This window comes from Kosakonia sp. MH5, from assembly GCF_009935945.1.
Classification (GTDB): domain Bacteria; phylum Pseudomonadota; class Gammaproteobacteria; order Enterobacterales; family Enterobacteriaceae; genus Kosakonia; species Kosakonia radicincitans.
Window position 1 is genome coordinate 193,810 of sequence record NZ_QODH01000008.1, and the last position, 14,976, is coordinate 208,785.

The 14,976-nt window shown below is 56.9% G+C and carries 11 protein-coding genes; 9 read left to right on the forward strand and 2 right to left on the reverse strand.

The annotated features are described in order from the left end of the window. Window positions 1–12: 12 nt before the first annotated feature. Window positions 13–1,485: an amidase gene (locus tag DK872_RS20275; protein ID WP_107146142.1), complete on the forward strand. Its 1,473-nt coding sequence runs from the start codon at window positions 13–15 to the stop codon at window positions 1,483–1,485. A 131-nt stretch (window positions 1,486–1,616) separates the two neighbouring features. Here DK872_RS20275 and DK872_RS20280 read toward each other — a convergent pair whose 3' ends face one another. Both DK872_RS20280 and nifJ read right to left on the reverse strand, forming a co-directional pair. Further along, window positions 1,617–2,459, reverse strand: coding sequence for a haloacid dehalogenase-like hydrolase (locus tag DK872_RS20280; RefSeq protein ID WP_007374978.1), 843 nt, complete (start codon window positions 2,457–2,459; stop codon window positions 1,617–1,619). Between the two features lie 302 nt (window positions 2,460–2,761). Further along, the gene (nifJ, locus tag DK872_RS20285; RefSeq protein WP_072438754.1) at window positions 2,762–6,274 is read right to left on the reverse strand and encodes a pyruvate:ferredoxin (flavodoxin) oxidoreductase; all 3,513 of its coding nucleotides are present in this window, start codon (window positions 6,272–6,274) and stop codon (window positions 2,762–2,764) included. Between the two features lie 386 nt (window positions 6,275–6,660). Between nifJ and nifH the strand changes: the two genes are divergently transcribed. From nifH to DK872_RS20325, 8 genes are all read left to right on the forward strand, one after another. Beyond that, complete coding sequence (gene nifH / locus DK872_RS20290; RefSeq protein WP_035885754.1) at window positions 6,661–7,542, forward strand: nitrogenase iron protein; 882 nt, start codon at window positions 6,661–6,663, stop codon at window positions 7,540–7,542. 27 nt (window positions 7,543–7,569) lie between these two features. Further along, window positions 7,570–9,018, forward strand: a complete 1,449-nt coding sequence (gene nifD / locus DK872_RS20295) for a nitrogenase molybdenum-iron protein alpha chain (RefSeq protein WP_007374973.1) — start codon at window positions 7,570–7,572, stop codon at window positions 9,016–9,018. Window positions 9,019–9,073: 55 nt separating this feature from the next. After that, on the forward strand, window positions 9,074–10,636 hold the full coding sequence (gene nifK / locus DK872_RS20300; protein ID WP_007374972.1) for a nitrogenase molybdenum-iron protein subunit beta: 1,563 nt from the start codon (window positions 9,074–9,076) through the stop codon (window positions 10,634–10,636). 40 nt (window positions 10,637–10,676) lie between these two features. After that, window positions 10,677–10,895 (forward strand): putative nitrogen fixation protein NifT, encoded by a 219-nt coding sequence (gene nifT / locus DK872_RS20305; RefSeq protein WP_007374971.1) that lies wholly within the window; start codon window positions 10,677–10,679, stop codon window positions 10,893–10,895. 11 nt (window positions 10,896–10,906) lie between these two features. Further along, the gene (locus tag DK872_RS20310) at window positions 10,907–11,569 is read left to right on the forward strand and encodes a NifB/NifX family molybdenum-iron cluster-binding protein (RefSeq protein WP_007374970.1); all 663 of its coding nucleotides are present in this window, start codon (window positions 10,907–10,909) and stop codon (window positions 11,567–11,569) included. Window positions 11,570–11,725: 156 nt separating this feature from the next. Next, window positions 11,726–13,099, forward strand: coding sequence for a nitrogenase iron-molybdenum cofactor biosynthesis protein NifE (gene nifE / locus DK872_RS20315; protein ID WP_007374969.1), 1,374 nt, complete (start codon window positions 11,726–11,728; stop codon window positions 13,097–13,099). A gap of 10 nt (window positions 13,100–13,109) precedes the next feature. After that, a complete protein-coding gene (gene nifN, locus DK872_RS20320; protein ID WP_007374968.1) occupies window positions 13,110–14,495 on the forward strand; it encodes a nitrogenase iron-molybdenum cofactor biosynthesis protein NifN in 1,386 nt (461 codons plus the stop codon). After that, window positions 14,482–14,946, forward strand: coding sequence for a NifB/NifX family molybdenum-iron cluster-binding protein (locus tag DK872_RS20325; protein WP_007374967.1), 465 nt, complete (start codon window positions 14,482–14,484; stop codon window positions 14,944–14,946). Before nifN ends, DK872_RS20325 begins: the two co-directional genes overlap by 14 nt. Window positions 14,947–14,976 lie beyond the last annotated feature (30 nt).

Below are 14,976 nucleotides of genomic sequence, written 5' to 3' on the forward strand. Positions count from 1 at the left end.
AAGGAGGAAGCCATGAAAACCGTCATGAACTGGCAAGAATGGGCAGCGCACGATGCCACTGCGCTGGCAGAACGGGTGCAGCAAGGTGAGATCAGCGCTACCGAACTGGCGCAGCAGGCGCAGGCCGCCGTCAGCCTGATCAACCCGCAAATCGGTTCCGTGGTGGAACTGTTTGATGATGCGATCGCCGCGCCACAGACCGACGGCACGCGGCTCGACGGCCCATTTCGCGGCGTGCCGTTTCTGATGAAAGATCTCGGCCCCGGCGTGAAAAACCGCCTACAGGAGCAAGGTTCGAAATTTATGCAGGGCAACCGTCCGGCGGAAGATGCGTTTCTCACCACGCAAATCCGCGCCGCAGGGTTGAACATTATGGGCCGCACCACTACGCCGGAGTTTGGCGTTTGCGGCTCGGTGGAAAACCCGGAAGTTTATGTGACCCGCAATCCCTGGGATCCGGCCTATACCACCTTCGGATCGTCGGCCGGTTCTTGCGCCTCAGTCGCGGCCGGGATTGTGCCGCTGGCGCATGCCACAGACGGCGGCGGCTCGATTCGCATCCCGGCGGGTTCCCACGGGTTGATTGGGTTAAAAAGTTCGCGCGGCGTGTTATCCATCGCCCCGGCGCTCTCCGATATCACCGGGTTTGTTTCCACGCAGGGTTGCGTCAGCCGCAGCGTTCGCGACACGGCGCGGTTTATCGACAGTTGCCGTGGCGGCGCACCGGGCGAGTTTATGCCCTACTGGGAAAGTAAACAGCCCTACAGCGAGATGATTAAGCATGATCCTGCACCGCTGCGTATTGCCGTCTCCCACGAGTGGGGCAACTACCGTTCCGATGCGCATTTTGTCAGCGAGCTGGAGCGCACCGTGCGTTTGCTGGAAGAACTGGGCCACCACGTTGAATGGGTGACGCCGCAGGTTGATTTCGCGCAGGCGTTTGAGGCGCAAACCACCTGCTATATCAGTAACTTTGCGCAGTTTATTCAGCGTCTGCTGGAGAAAAAAGGGCTGAGTTCGCCGCCGGAGGATCTGGTGGAGCCGATCAACATTCGTCTCTGGCAGAAAGGCATTGATATGTCCTACAGCGAACGCTGGAAAATGCAGGATGCCTTTAACACCGTATCGCGCGATCTGGGGCGTTTTTTCCAGCAGTGGGACATGATCCTGACGCCGACATTCTCCAAACCGACGCCGCTGCTGGGCGAGAAAAAATACCTGACGTTGAGCGATAACCCGGATGTGATGGACTGGTTCTACAACCTGTGGGATATCTTCTCTTACACCCCGCTCGCCAGCCTGACCGGCACCGCCGGGATCTCGATCCCGCTCGCCTGGCAGCAATCCGGCATTCCGCTGGGCATGCATTTTCAAACCCGCCAGGCCAACGATGGCCAGTTGCTACAGCTCGCCGCCCAAATTGAACGCGCGCTCGGCGGCAGCTTTATCCGCAACAATGTGCCGCAGGTGCATGTAAGCCGGTGAAAAAGGCCTGGCCGATTGACCATCACTCATGCCCGGTAGCGTGACGCTTACCGGGCCGACAAATATTGCAACCAGCCTCAGGTCTGGAACTGGTTCAGAACGCCCTGACGGCGCAGCGCGCATTAAATTGATTATTTACTCAACGACTCTTTGCTAGCGTATTTACGCTTAAACAATTGCAGCAGCCCTTTCACCGTGACATCTAACTGGCTACCCTCTTCATAAATGGCAGGCACGACATAATTGGCGCGTTCCTCTGCTATCAATTTTTCAACTTTTCCCTGCGTTTTTGTTGTCTTCCATTTATCCGGGTCAAAAACGGCAAGTGAGACACCGCCCTGATAGCGGACCATTTTCATTGACGGAATATCCGTATCGCCATCGCCAAAATAAATCATTCGCTGAAACGGTATCTCTCGCAGTTCAGGCTCGATAAATCTGTTTACCGCTTCATTATCCCAGGAATTATCAATCCCTTTGTTTATGCGAAAAAGAAACTGTGTTTTTGTCGTGTAATTAATCGCCTGAGCGGGCCAGATAGCTACAGTGCCATTGGCGGAATAGTGATATTTACAGGCGAAAATCATGCGAAATTTGTCACCTATTGCCGTTCCGCGAATCATCGCATCAAGTCCGCTGGAGATAATGTAATGGCAGAGTTCCAGCCCATTGTCATCCGCATATTTGTTAATCCGGTCAAACCAATCAGCAACCCCAGGATATAGCGGAATGGATTTACCATGTTTTTTGAGATTATTGACGCTCAGCTCTTGTGGATTTGTCTGTGATGCTTTTTCAACTAACAACCCAAGATAAGAAAGAATTTCATCGCCATCATTTTCTGCTGCGCGTTGTTTTACCTCCTGCCAGAACGCGCCAACATCATTGATCCCTAAAGCAGGCATAAGACCGTGCTGCGCACAATCTCCGTCTGCCAAAGTGCCATCAAAGTCATAAACCAATGCACATTTCATAATATATTCCTTATAACCCAATGAAAGTACAGTTCATCTATTTTTGCCTCATCCTGATGGTCTTTAAACTCCGGCGGGAAAAGAGATTTAAGGCAATTCAGGACACAAAATAATATCTGATAACCATAGAACAAAGCATAATTGTGGACTACAGAATAGCAGCGGATGATTAGTTTTAATATTCTCGTCATGGTGCAGATATACCGGAACACAAAAAAATAACGCCATGCGCGAATACGCATGGCGTCTCTCCGTGGTCCGAATACCCGGTAAACGCAACATTACCGGGTAAAATTTACCGTTTACTCCCCCGCCATTCGCTGATACTGCGCGAAACGCTGCTTCGCGTCCTGCTCGGTTTGCTCGAAGAGTTGATCCGCCAGTTCCGGCGCGGTGCGGCCCAGCGAGGCGTAACGTACTTCGCCCATCAGGAAGTCGCGGAAGCTCTCTTCGGGTTCGTCGGAGTCGAGAATAAACGGATTCTTGCCCTTCGCCATCAGTTGCGGGTTATAGCGCCACAGATGCCAGTAACCGGAATCCACCGCGCGTTTTGCTTCGCGCATACTGCATCCCATCCCGGCCTTCAGACCGTGGTTGATACAGGCCGCATAAGCGATGACCAGCGACGGGCCAGGCCACGCCTCTGCTTCGGCAATGGCCCGCAGCGTCTGGGCTTTATCCGCGCCCATCGCCACCTGCGCGACATACACATTGCCGTAGCTCACCGCCATCATGCCGAGATCCTTTTTGCGCGTCCGTTTGCCTTCGGCGGCAAACTTGGCAATCGCCGCAACCGGCGTCGATTTCGACGACTGACCACCGGTGTTGGAGTACACCTCGGTATCAAACACCAGGATATTCACATCCTCGCCGGAGGCCAGCACATGATCGAGGCCGCCAAAACCAATGTCATACGCCCAACCGTCGCCGCCAAAAATCCACTGCGAACGTTTAGCGAAATAGTCGCGATTCTGGTACATGCGGTTCAGCAGCGGATCGTCGCCCTTCTCCTGCGCCAGCAGCGCGCTCAGTTGCTCGCCGCGCTCGCGCGTGCCTTCACCGCGATCTTTACTCTCCAGCCATTGCCGCAACGCCTGCTGTAACGCCTCGCTGTGCGGCGCAGCCAGTGCATCCATCGCATCACTGGCGAGTTGTTCACGTACCGCGCGCCCGCCAAGCATCATCCCCAGGCCAAACTCGGCGTTATCTTCAAACAACGAGTTAGCCCACGCCGGGCCTTGCCCTTTATGGTTGGTGGTCCACGGAATTGACGGCGCGCTGGCCCCCCAGATCGACGAACACCCCGTGGCATTCGCGATCATCATGCGATCGCCGAACAGCTGCGTCACCAGCCGCGCATACGGGGTTTCGCCGCAGCCTGCGCAGGCACCGGAAAACTCCAGCAGCGGGGTTTCAAACTGGCTGCCTTTGACCGTGGTTTTGTTGAACGGATTGCTTTTCGGCGAGAGCGCCAGCGCATAATCCCACACCGGTTGCATCGCTAACTGGCTCTCCAGCGGCTGCATCGTAAGGGCTTTCCCCTTCGCCGGGCAGATATCGGCACAGTTGCCGCAGCCGGAACAATCGAGCGGCGAAATGGCCAGATGATAGTCGTAATCCTTCGCCCCCTGCGCCGCTTTACTCAACAACGCTACCGGCGCCGCATCGCGCTCTTCCTGATTCAGCAGCGCCGGACGAACGGCGGCATGCGGGCAGATAAAGGCGCACTGATTGCACTGGGTACAGCCTTCGGGGTTCCACACCGGCACCTGCAAAGCAATGCCGCGTTTCTCCCACGCTGCGGTTCCCGTCGGGAATGTCCCGTCCTCCATACCGACAAAGGCGCTGACTGGCAGTTTGTCGCCATTCTGCCGGTTCATCGGTTCCAGAATGTCGCGGATAAAATCCGGCATCATCCGCGTATCTTCCACCGCGTCATCTTCCAGCGTCGCCCAGCGTTCCGGCACCATCACTTCCTGGATAGCTTCCATCCCCAGATCAATGGCGGCATTGTTCATATCCACCACTTTTTGCCCTTTACTGCCGTAGGATTTCTCGACTGCCTGCTTCAGGTAATCGGACGCCGCTTGCGGATCAATAATCCCCGCCAGTTTGAAGAATGCCGACTGCATCAGCATGTTAAAGCGCCCGCCCAGCCCCAGCTTACGGGCAATATCCACCGCATTGAGGGTGTAAAAACGGATCCCCTGGCGGGCGATATAACGCTTCATACTGTTTGGCAGCCGCGCCTCCAGCTCTTCACCAAACCAGGTACAGTTCAGCAGGAATGTGCCGCCAGGGTTCAGCCCCTCCAGCAGATCGTACTTGTCGACGTAGGATTGCTGCGAGCAGGCGATAAAATCCGCGCGGTGGATCAGGTATGGCGAGGTAATCGGCCGTTCGCCAAAACGCAGGTGCGAAACGGTAATGCCGCCGGATTTTTTCGAATCGTAGGCAAAGTAGGCCTGCGCATACATCGGCGTTTTATCACCGATGATCTTGATGGCGCTCTTGTTGGCGCTGACCGTACCGTCGGAACCCAGCCCCCAGAATTTACAGGCGGTGATCCCCTCGCGGGAAACGTGGACCTCATGAGAAGGCACCGGCAGCGACGTGTGCGTGACATCGTCGAAAATCCCCACCGTAAAACCATCTTTCGGCAGCGGTTTTTTCAGGTTCTCAAACACCGAGACAATATGCCCCGGCAGCACATCTTTACCGCCCAGCGCATAGCGCCCGCCGACAATCAGCGGCGCGTCATGCTGGTGATAAAACGCATTTTTCACATCCAGGCACAGCGGTTCCGCCTGCGCGCCCGGCTCTTTGGTGCGATCGAGTACCGCGATGCGTTTGACGCTTTTCGGGATTTTGGCGAAGAAGTGCGACAGCGAAAAAGGCCGGAACAGATGCACCGTCACCAGGCCCACTTTTTCACCGCTGTCGATTAGCGCATCCACCACTTCGGAAATGGTGTCGCATACCGAACCCATCGCCACAATGATCTGTTCGGCATCGTCTGCGCCGTAGTAATCAAACAGGTGGTATTCGCGGCCGGTCAGACGATAGATCTCCGCCATATAGTTTTCGACGATCTCCGGCAGCGCATCGTAGTAGCGGTTGGCGGCTTCCCGCTCCTGAAAATAGATATCGGGGTTTTGCGCGGTACCGCGGATCACCGGGTGATCCGGGTTCAGGGCATTACGGCGAAAGCGGTTCAGCGCGTCAGTATCCAGCAACGGCGCCAGATCGTCATACTCCAGCACTTCAATTTTCTGGATCTCGTGAGAAGTACGAAAACCATCAAAGAAGTTAATAAAAGGTACGCGGCCTTTAATGGCGGAGAGGTGCGCTACCGCCGAGAGATCCATCACCTGCTGAACGTTGCTCTCCGCCAGCATCGCACAGCCGCTCTGGCGAACCGCCATCACATCCTGATGATCGCCGAAAATGTTCAGCGAGTTGGTTGCCAGCGCGCGGGCGCTGACGTGAAACACGCCGGGCAGCAGCTCACCGGCGATTTTGTACAGATTGGGGATCATTAACAGCAGCCCCTGCGAAGCGGTATAGGTGGTGGTCAGCGCCCCGGCCTGCAACGCACCGTGTACGGCACCGGCTGCACCCGCTTCTGACTGCATCTCCATTAAACGCACCGGCTGGCCAAACAGGTTTTTCTTGCCGTCAGCCGCCCACTGATCGACGTTTTCCGCCATCGGCGTTGAGGGGGTAATGGGGTAAATCGCGGCGACATCAGTAAAGGCATACGAAATCCATGCCGCTGCCGCGTTGCCATCCATTGTTTTCATCTTTCCGGACATTGCTCATTCCTCGACTGTAAGAGGTCATCTCCCTGACGCCGTTGCACAGCCTGTGCCAGCTCATTTATCCCTTTATAAACAATGCATTAAAGCTAACCGCAACAAAATGGTTGCATGAAACAAGACAGTGGACGCGACATCCTGTTGAACTGCCGACAAAGTGTCGCACGCCGTGGGTTGTACCCCGACGTACAGAAACGATGTGCGGAATTGTTCTGTTTCGAACAATTGGTAAGGCGATTGTTTACTCTTTGTCCCTCCTCTTGCGACAGCGAAAACATCAATGCTTTTAAAATCAATAAATTAAATAAAATGGCACGGCTGGTATGTTCCCTGCACAACAGAGTGAGGCAATCGCCACTCACACAACCAACAGGAGAAACACCATGACCATGCGTCAATGCGCCATTTACGGCAAAGGTGGTATCGGTAAATCCACCACCACGCAAAACCTGGTCGCCGCTCTGGCGGAGATGGGCAAGAAAGTAATGATCGTCGGCTGCGACCCGAAAGCAGACTCCACCCGTCTGATCCTGCACGCGAAAGCGCAGAACACCATTATGGAGATGGCGGCTGAAGTCGGCTCCGTGGAAGACCTGGAACTGGAAGATGTGCTGCAAATCGGTTACGGCGACGTGCGCTGTGCTGAATCCGGCGGCCCGGAACCAGGCGTTGGCTGTGCCGGTCGCGGGGTGATTACCGCCATCAACTTCCTGGAAGAAGAAGGCGCCTATGTTCCCGACCTCGATTTCGTCTTTTACGACGTGCTGGGCGACGTGGTGTGCGGTGGGTTCGCCATGCCGATTCGCGAAAACAAAGCGCAAGAGATCTACATCGTCTGCTCCGGCGAAATGATGGCGATGTACGCTGCCAACAACATCTCTAAAGGCATCGTGAAATACGCCAAATCCGGCAAAGTGCGCCTTGGCGGGCTGATCTGTAACTCCCGTCAGACCGACCGTGAAGATGAGCTGATCATGGCGCTGGCGGAAAAACTCGGCACCCAGATGATCCACTTCGTTCCGCGCGACAACATTGTACAGCGCGCTGAAATCCGCCGTATGACGGTGATTGAGTACGATCCGAAGTGCAACCAGGCCAACGAATACCGCTCGCTGGCGAACAAGATCGTCAACAACACCAAAATGGTGGTGCCAACGCCCATCACCATGGACGAACTGGAAGAGTTGTTGATGGAGTTCGGCATTATGGATGTGGAAGACGCCAGCATTATCGGTAAAACCGCCGCAGAAGAAAACGCGGTTTGATGCACGCCCGCCAACAGGAAGACAACTATGAGCAATGCAACAGGCGAACGTAATCTGGAGATCATCCAGGAAGTGCTGGAGATCTTTCCGGAAAAAACGCGCAAAGAACGCAGAAAGCACATGATGGTGAGCGACCCGGAGATGGAAAGCGTCGGGAAATGCATCATCTCCAACCGTAAGTCGCAGCCCGGCGTGATGACCGTGCGCGGTTGCTCTTACGCCGGTTCTAAAGGGGTGGTATTCGGGCCGATCAAAGATATGGCCCATATTTCCCACGGCCCGATCGGCTGCGGTCAGTATTCCCGCGCCGGGCGGCGTAACTACTACACCGGCGTCAGCGGTGTTGATAGCTTCGGTACGCTCAACTTCACCTCCGATTTTCAGGAGCGCGATATCGTGTTTGGCGGCGATAAAAAGCTGGCCAAACTGATTGAAGAGATGGAGACGCTGTTCCCGCTGACCAAAGGGATCTCCATTCAGTCCGAATGCCCGGTCGGCCTGATTGGCGACGACATTGAAGCCGTTGCCAACGCCAGCCGCAAAGCCATCAATAAACCGGTCATTCCGGTGCGCTGCGAAGGCTTTCGCGGCGTTTCCCAGTCACTCGGTCACCACATTGCCAACGACGTGATCCGCGACTGGGTACTGGATAACCGCGAAGGCAAGCCGTTTGAGGCCGGTCCTTATGACGTGGCGATCATCGGCGATTACAACATCGGCGGCGATGCCTGGGCTTCGCGCATTTTGCTCGAAGAGATGGGCCTGCGCGTGGTAGCGCAGTGGTCCGGCGACGGCACGCTGGTTGAGATGGAGAACACGCCGTTCGTCAAACTCAACCTTGTGCACTGCTACCGCTCGATGAACTACATCTCCCGCCATATGGAGGAGAAACACGGTATTCCGTGGATGGAGTACAACTTCTTCGGCCCGACCAAAGTCGCCGAGTCGTTGCGCAAAATCGCCGATATGTTTGATGACACCATTCGCGCCAACGCTGAAGCAGTGATCGCCAAATATCAGGCGCAGAACGACGCCATCATCGCCAAATACCGTCCGCGTCTGGAAGGCCGCAAAGTGCTGCTGTATATGGGCGGTTTACGTCCTCGCCATGTGATTGGCGCTTATGAAGATCTGGGGATGGAAATTATCGCCGCGGGTTATGAATTCGCCCATAACGATGACTACGACCGCACCCTGCCGGATCTGAAAGAAGGCACCTTGCTGTTCGACGATGCCAGCAGTTATGAACTGGAAGCCTTTGTTAAAGCGCTGAAGCCGGATCTGATCGGCTCCGGTATTAAAGAGAAGTACATCTTCCAGAAAATGGGCGTGCCGTTTCGTCAGATGCACTCCTGGGATTACTCCGGCCCCTATCACGGTTATGACGGCTTTGCCATCTTCGCCCGCGATATGGATATGACGATCAACAACCCCGCGTGGGGCCAGTTGACCGCGCCGTGGCTGAAATCCGCCTGATTTTAATCCTGCTATCCCGTCTGTTCACCGATTTGTGGCGCGGGAGGAGAACACCATGAGCCAAAGTGCTGAGAAAATTCAAAACTGTCATCCGCTGTTTGAACAGGATGCGTACCAGATGCTGTTTAAAGATAAACGGCAACTGGAAGAGGCCCACGATCCGGCGCGCGTGCAGGAGGTCTTTCAATGGACCACCACCGCAGAGTATGAAGCGCTTAACTTTCAACGCGAAGCACTAACCATCGATCCGGCCAAGGCCTGCCAGCCGCTGGGCGCGGTACTGTGCTCGCTGGGCTTTGCCAATACCCTGCCGTATGTTCACGGCTCCCAGGGGTGCGTGGCCTATTTCCGCACCTATTTTAACCGTCACTTTAAAGAGCCGATTGCCTGTGTTTCTGACTCGATGACGGAAGATGCGGCAGTATTCGGCGGCAACAACAACCTGAACACCGGGTTACAGAACGCCAGCGCTCTTTACAAGCCGGAAATCATTGCCGTCTCCACCACCTGTATGGCGGAGGTCATCGGCGACGACCTGCAGGCGTTTATTGCTAACGCCAAAAAAGACGGCTTTATCGACGCGGCGATCCCGGTGCCTTACGCGCATACGCCGAGCTTTATCGGCAGCCATGTCACCGGCTGGGACAATATGTTTGAGGGCTTTGCCCGTACCTTTACCGCCGATTACAGCGGGCAGCCGGGCAAGTTACCGCGTATCAATCTGGTCAGCGGATTTGAAACCTATCTCGGCAATTTCCGCGTGCTGAAACGCATGATGGAGCAAATGGAGGTGCCGTGTAGTCTGCTCTCCGATCCCTCCGAAGTGCTGGATACCCCGGCAGACGGGCATTACCACATGTACGCTGGCGGCACGACACAGCAGGAGATGCGCGAAGCGCCTGACGCTATCGACACCCTGCTGCTGCAACCCTGGCAACTGGTGAAAACCAAAAAAGTGGTGCAGGAAAGCTGGAACCAGCCCGCGACCGAAGTGCAAATCCCGATGGGGCTGGCCGGAACCGACGAGCTGCTGATGACGGTAAGCCAGTTAACCGGCAAAGCCATTCCGGATAGCTTAGCGCTGGAACGCGGTCGGCTGGTGGACATGATGCTCGACTCCCACACCTGGCTACACGGCAAGAAATTCGGCCTGTTCGGCGACCCGGATTTTGTCATGGGGCTGACCCGCTTCCTGCTGGAACTGGGCTGCGAACCGACGGTGATTCTGTGCCATAACGGCAGCAAACGCTGGCAGAAAGCGATGAAGAAAATGCTTGAAGCCTCGCCATACGGTAAAGAGAGCGAAGTCTTTATCAACTGCGATCTGTGGCATTTCCGTTCGCTGATGTTTACCCGTCAGCCGGACTTCATGATCGGCAACTCCTACGCCAAGTTTATCCAGCGCGATACGCTGGCGAAGGGTGAGCAGTTTGAAGTGCCGCTGATCCGCCTCGGGTTCCCGCTGTTCGATCGCCACCATCTGCACCGCCAGACCACCTGGGGTTACGAAGGGGCCATGAGTATCCTCACCACGCTGGTTAATGCGGTGCTGGAGAAAGTCGACAGAGAGACCATCAAGCTCGGCAAAACCGACTACAGCTTCGATCTTATCCGTTAACCATCACAGCCCCGCCTTGCGCGGGGCTCAGGGAGGCACTATGCCGGTCGTTACTATTCGCCAGCGCGGCGCGGATCTCTACTGCTATATCGCCAAACAGGATCTGGAAGCGAAAATCCTGGACGTTGAGCACGACACCCCGGAACGCTGGGGCGGTGCGATTTCTCTTGAGGGCGGTCGCCGCTATTACGTCAATCTGCAACCGGGACGGCCCTCATTTCCCATTAGCCTGCGCGCCACCCGCGACGCCCTGGTATAAGGAGATGCGCTATGTCCGACAACGATACCCTTTTCTGGCGAATGCTGGCACTGTTCCAGGCGCTGCCGGAACTGCAACCCGCGCAAATCATGGCGTGGCTGACCGGCGACTGCGATGAGGCGCTGACGCCGGAGTTGCTGGCCTCGCTGGATCAACGCCATCTGGAGCAGCGCTTTCCTCACGAGGACGCATTAATGTCCGCCGGGCGCTGGGCACGGGTAAACGCGTGCCTGAAAGGCGATCTGCCCACCCACTTGCGCGTGCTCGACCACACGGCGCGTCGCCCGCAGCTGATTGTCGCCTTCTGCTCGCAGGATGGGCTGGCAATCAACGGTCATTTCGGCCAGGGGCGGCTGTTTTTTATTTATGCCTTTGATGATCAGGGTGGCTGGCTGTATGACTTACGTCGTTACGCCGCCAGCCCGCAGGACAAAGAGCCCAACGAGAGCCGCGCGCAACTGCTCGGCGATTGCCATCTGCTGTTTTGCGAAGCGATTGGCGGCCCCGCCGCTGCCCGCCTGATCCGCCACAATATCCATCCGATGAAAGTCACCCCAGGCCAGACCATTACCTCGCAGTGCGACGCCATTAAAACGCTACTCAACGGGCAACTGCCGCCGTGGCTGGCAAAACGCCTTGAGCGCGCCAACCCACTGGAAGAACGGGTGTTCTGAATCAATCCCCTTCGGGGGATTTTTTTTGCGTGAACATTGCGCCAATTGTCTGCTTTGTTGCAAAACCGACACTTTTTTTCTCTTAAAAATCAATCACTCATTACTGGCTCGCGAATTGCACCTTCTGCTACAACCCAACCAGATGATGAGGTGAAGATGAAGGGGAACGAGATCCTGGCTTTGCTCGATGAACCTGCCTGCGAGCACAACCACAAACAGAAATCCGGCTGCAGCGCGCCGAAACCCGGCGCGACGGCGGGCGGTTGCGCCTTTGACGGTGCGCAGATCACCCTGCTGCCACTCTCCGATGTTGCCCACCTGGTGCACGGCCCCATTGGTTGTACCGGTAGCTCATGGGATAACCGTGGCAGCTTCAGTTCTGGCCCGACGATCAACCGGCTGGGTTTTACCACCGATCTGAGCGAACAGGATGTAATCATGGGGCGCGGCGAACGCCGCCTGTTCCATGCCGTGCGCCATATCGTCAACCGCTACCATCCGGCCGCCGTCTTTATCTATAACACCTGCGTACCGGCGATGGAGGGCGACGATATCGAAGCCGTCTGCCAGGCGGCAGAAACCGCCACCGGCGTACCGGTGATTGCCGTTGATGTCGCCGGGTTTTACGGCAGCAAAAATCTCGGCAACCGGCTGGCCGGTGAAGTGATGGTGAAAAAGGTCATTGGCGGGCGTGAGCCCGCGCCGTGGCCGGAAGATACCCCTTTTGCCCCGGCGCACCGCCACGATATCGGGCTGATTGGCGAATTCAATATTGCCGGGGAGTTCTGGCACATTCAGCCGCTGCTTGATGAGCTGGGTATTCGCGTGCTCGGCAGCCTCTCCGGCGACGGGCGCTTCAGTGAGATCCAGACGCTACACCGGGCGCAGGTCAACATGCTGGTCTGCTCCAGGGCGCTGATCAATGTCGCCCGCTCGCTGGAGCAGCGCTACGGCACGCCGTGGTTTGAAGGCAGTTTTTATGGTGTTCGCGCCACGTCCGACGCTCTGCGTCAACTGGCGGCGCTGACCGGAGACCGCGATCTGATGCAGCGTACCGAACAGCTTATTGCCCGTGAAGAACAACGAACAGAGCAGGCGCTGGCCCCGCTGCGTGAACGCCTGCGCGGGCGCAAAGCGCTGCTCTATACCGGCGGCGTGAAATCCTGGTCGGTGGTCTCGGCGCTTCAGGATCTGGGCATGGAAGTGGTGGCGACCGGTACGCGCAAATCCACCGAAGAGGATAAACAGCGCATCCGCGAACTGATGGGGACCGACGCGCTGATGCTTGATGAAGGCAACGCCCGCTCGCTGCTGGACGTGGTTTACCGCTACCAGGCGGACATGATGATCGCCGGGGGACGCAATATGTATACCGCCTACAAAGCGCGGCTGCCGTTCCTCGATATCAATCAGGAGCGCGAGCACGCCTTTGCCGGTTACCGCGGCATTGTCACGCTGGCCGAACAGCTCTGCCTGACCATGGAAAGCCCGGTCTGGCCGCAAACCCATTCCCGCGCACCGTGGCAATAAGGAGCCCGCAATGGCAGAAATTATCCGTAGTAAAAAGCCGCTGGCCGTCAGTCCGGTAAAAAGCGGCCAGCCGCTGGGCGCGATTCTGGCGAGCATGGGCTTTGAACAGAGCATTCCGCTGGTTCATGGCGCTCAGGGGTGCAGCGCCTTCGCGAAGGTTTTTTTTATCCAGCATTTTCATGATCCGATCCCGCTGCAATCGACGGCAATGGACCCAACCTCCACCATTATGGGCGCCGATGAGAACATCTTTACCGCGCTGAATGTGTTGTGCTCGCGCAACAACCCGAAAGCGATTGTTCTGCTGAGCACCGGCCTTTCTGAGGCGCAGGGTAGCGATATTTCGCGCGTGGTGCGCCAGTTCCGCGATGAATTCCCGCGCCATAAAGGGGTGGCGCTGCTGACCGTTAACACGCCGGATTTTTACGGCAGCCTGGAAAACGGCTACAGCGCGGTGCTGGAGAGCATGGTTGAACAGTGGGTGCCGGAAAAACCGCAGCCGGGCGTGCGGAATCGCCGCGTGAACCTGCTGCTCAGCCATTTGCTGACGCCGGGCGACGTCGAGCTGCTGCGCAGTTATGTCGAGGCATTTGGCCTGCAACCGGTGATTGTACCGGATCTCTCCCAGTCGCTGGACGGCCATCTCGCCAGCGGGGATTTCTCGCCGATTACCCAAGGCGGCAGCAGCCTGCGGCTGATTGAACAGATGGGACAGAGCCTCGGCACCTTCGCCATTGGCGTTTCCCTCTCCCGCGCCGCACAGTTACTGGCGCAGCGCAGCCATGCTGAGGTCGTGACGTTGCCGCACCTGATGACCATGAGCCAGTGCGATACGTTTATTCATCAACTGAAACGCCTCTCCGGGCGCGATGTTCCGGCGTGGATCGAGCGCCAGCGCGGGCAATTGCAGGATGCGATGATCGATTGCCATATGTGGTTGCAGGGCGCGCCTGTCGCGCTGGCCGCCGAGGGCGATCTGCTCGCCGCCTGGTGCGATTTCGCCCGTGATATGGGCATGGTTCCCGGCCCGGTGGTGGCGCCAGTGAGCCAGAAAGGGTTGCAGGATCTGCCGGTCGAAAAAGTGATCATCGGCGATCTGGAGGATATGCAGGATCTGCTGTGCGAAACGCCTGCATCGCTGCTGGTGTCCAATTCTCACGCCGTTGATTTGGCCAGCCAGTTCAACATTCCGCTGGTGCGCGCCGGTTTCCCCCTGTTTGACCGTCTGGGCGAATTTCGCCGCGTGCGCCAGGGTTACGCCGGGATGCGCGACACCTTGTTTGAGCTGGCGAATGCGCTGCGCGATCGCCACCATCATCTTGCCGCTTATCACTCGCCGCTGCGCCAGCGTTTTTACGAACCCGCATCTTCGGGAGGTGACTATGCAACATGTTAGCCGACAATTCAGCACCATTTGCGACAGTGAATGGTCGATGAGAGTGGCCTTTGCCAGTTCCGATTACCACCATGTCGATCAGCATTTCGGCGCCACGCCGCGGCTGGTGGTGTACGGTGTCAAAGAGGATGACGTCACCCTGCTGCGGGTGGTGGATTTCTCGGTACTGCCCGGCCATCAGCAGGAGAAACTGACCAGCCGGATTAACGCGCTGGAGGATTGCGTGACGCTCTACTGCGTGGCGATCGGCGAGGCGGTTTTTCGCCAGCTTTTACAGGTCGGCGTGCGCGCGGTGCGCGTTCCGGCAGATACAACGATTGTCGGGCTGTTGCAGGAAATCCAACACTACTGGTACGACAAAGAGCAGCGAAGAAGCGCGCGCAGCCGTAATACCGATCGCTTCGCAGGGCTGCTGCTGGAAGATGAGTGGCAGGAAGAGGATGAGCGCTGATGCCTTTTCTGTGTCAGCTCTGTGACAAAG

Coding starts and splice junctions, on each gene's coding strand:
- DK872_RS20325 (WP_007374967.1), top strand. CDS start 14,482: ATGCAACATGTTAGCCGACAATTCAGCACCATTTGCGACAGTGAATGG.
- nifT (WP_007374971.1), top strand. CDS start 10,677: ATGCCGGTCGTTACTATTCGCCAGCGCGGCGCGGATCTCTACTGCTAT.
- nifD (WP_007374973.1), top strand. CDS start 7,570: ATGAGCAATGCAACAGGCGAACGTAATCTGGAGATCATCCAGGAAGTG.
- DK872_RS20275 (WP_107146142.1), top strand. CDS start 13: ATGAAAACCGTCATGAACTGGCAAGAATGGGCAGCGCACGATGCCACT.
- nifH (WP_035885754.1), top strand. CDS start 6,661: ATGACCATGCGTCAATGCGCCATTTACGGCAAAGGTGGTATCGGTAAA.
- nifE (WP_007374969.1), top strand. CDS start 11,726: ATGAAGGGGAACGAGATCCTGGCTTTGCTCGATGAACCTGCCTGCGAG.
- DK872_RS20280 (WP_007374978.1), bottom strand. CDS start 2,459: ATGAAATGTGCATTGGTTTATGACTTTGATGGCACTTTGGCAGACGGA.
- nifJ (WP_072438754.1), bottom strand. CDS start 6,274: ATGTCCGGAAAGATGAAAACAATGGATGGCAACGCGGCAGCGGCATGG.
- DK872_RS20310 (WP_007374970.1), top strand. CDS start 10,907: ATGTCCGACAACGATACCCTTTTCTGGCGAATGCTGGCACTGTTCCAG.
- nifK (WP_007374972.1), top strand. CDS start 9,074: ATGAGCCAAAGTGCTGAGAAAATTCAAAACTGTCATCCGCTGTTTGAA.
- nifN (WP_007374968.1), top strand. CDS start 13,110: ATGGCAGAAATTATCCGTAGTAAAAAGCCGCTGGCCGTCAGTCCGGTA.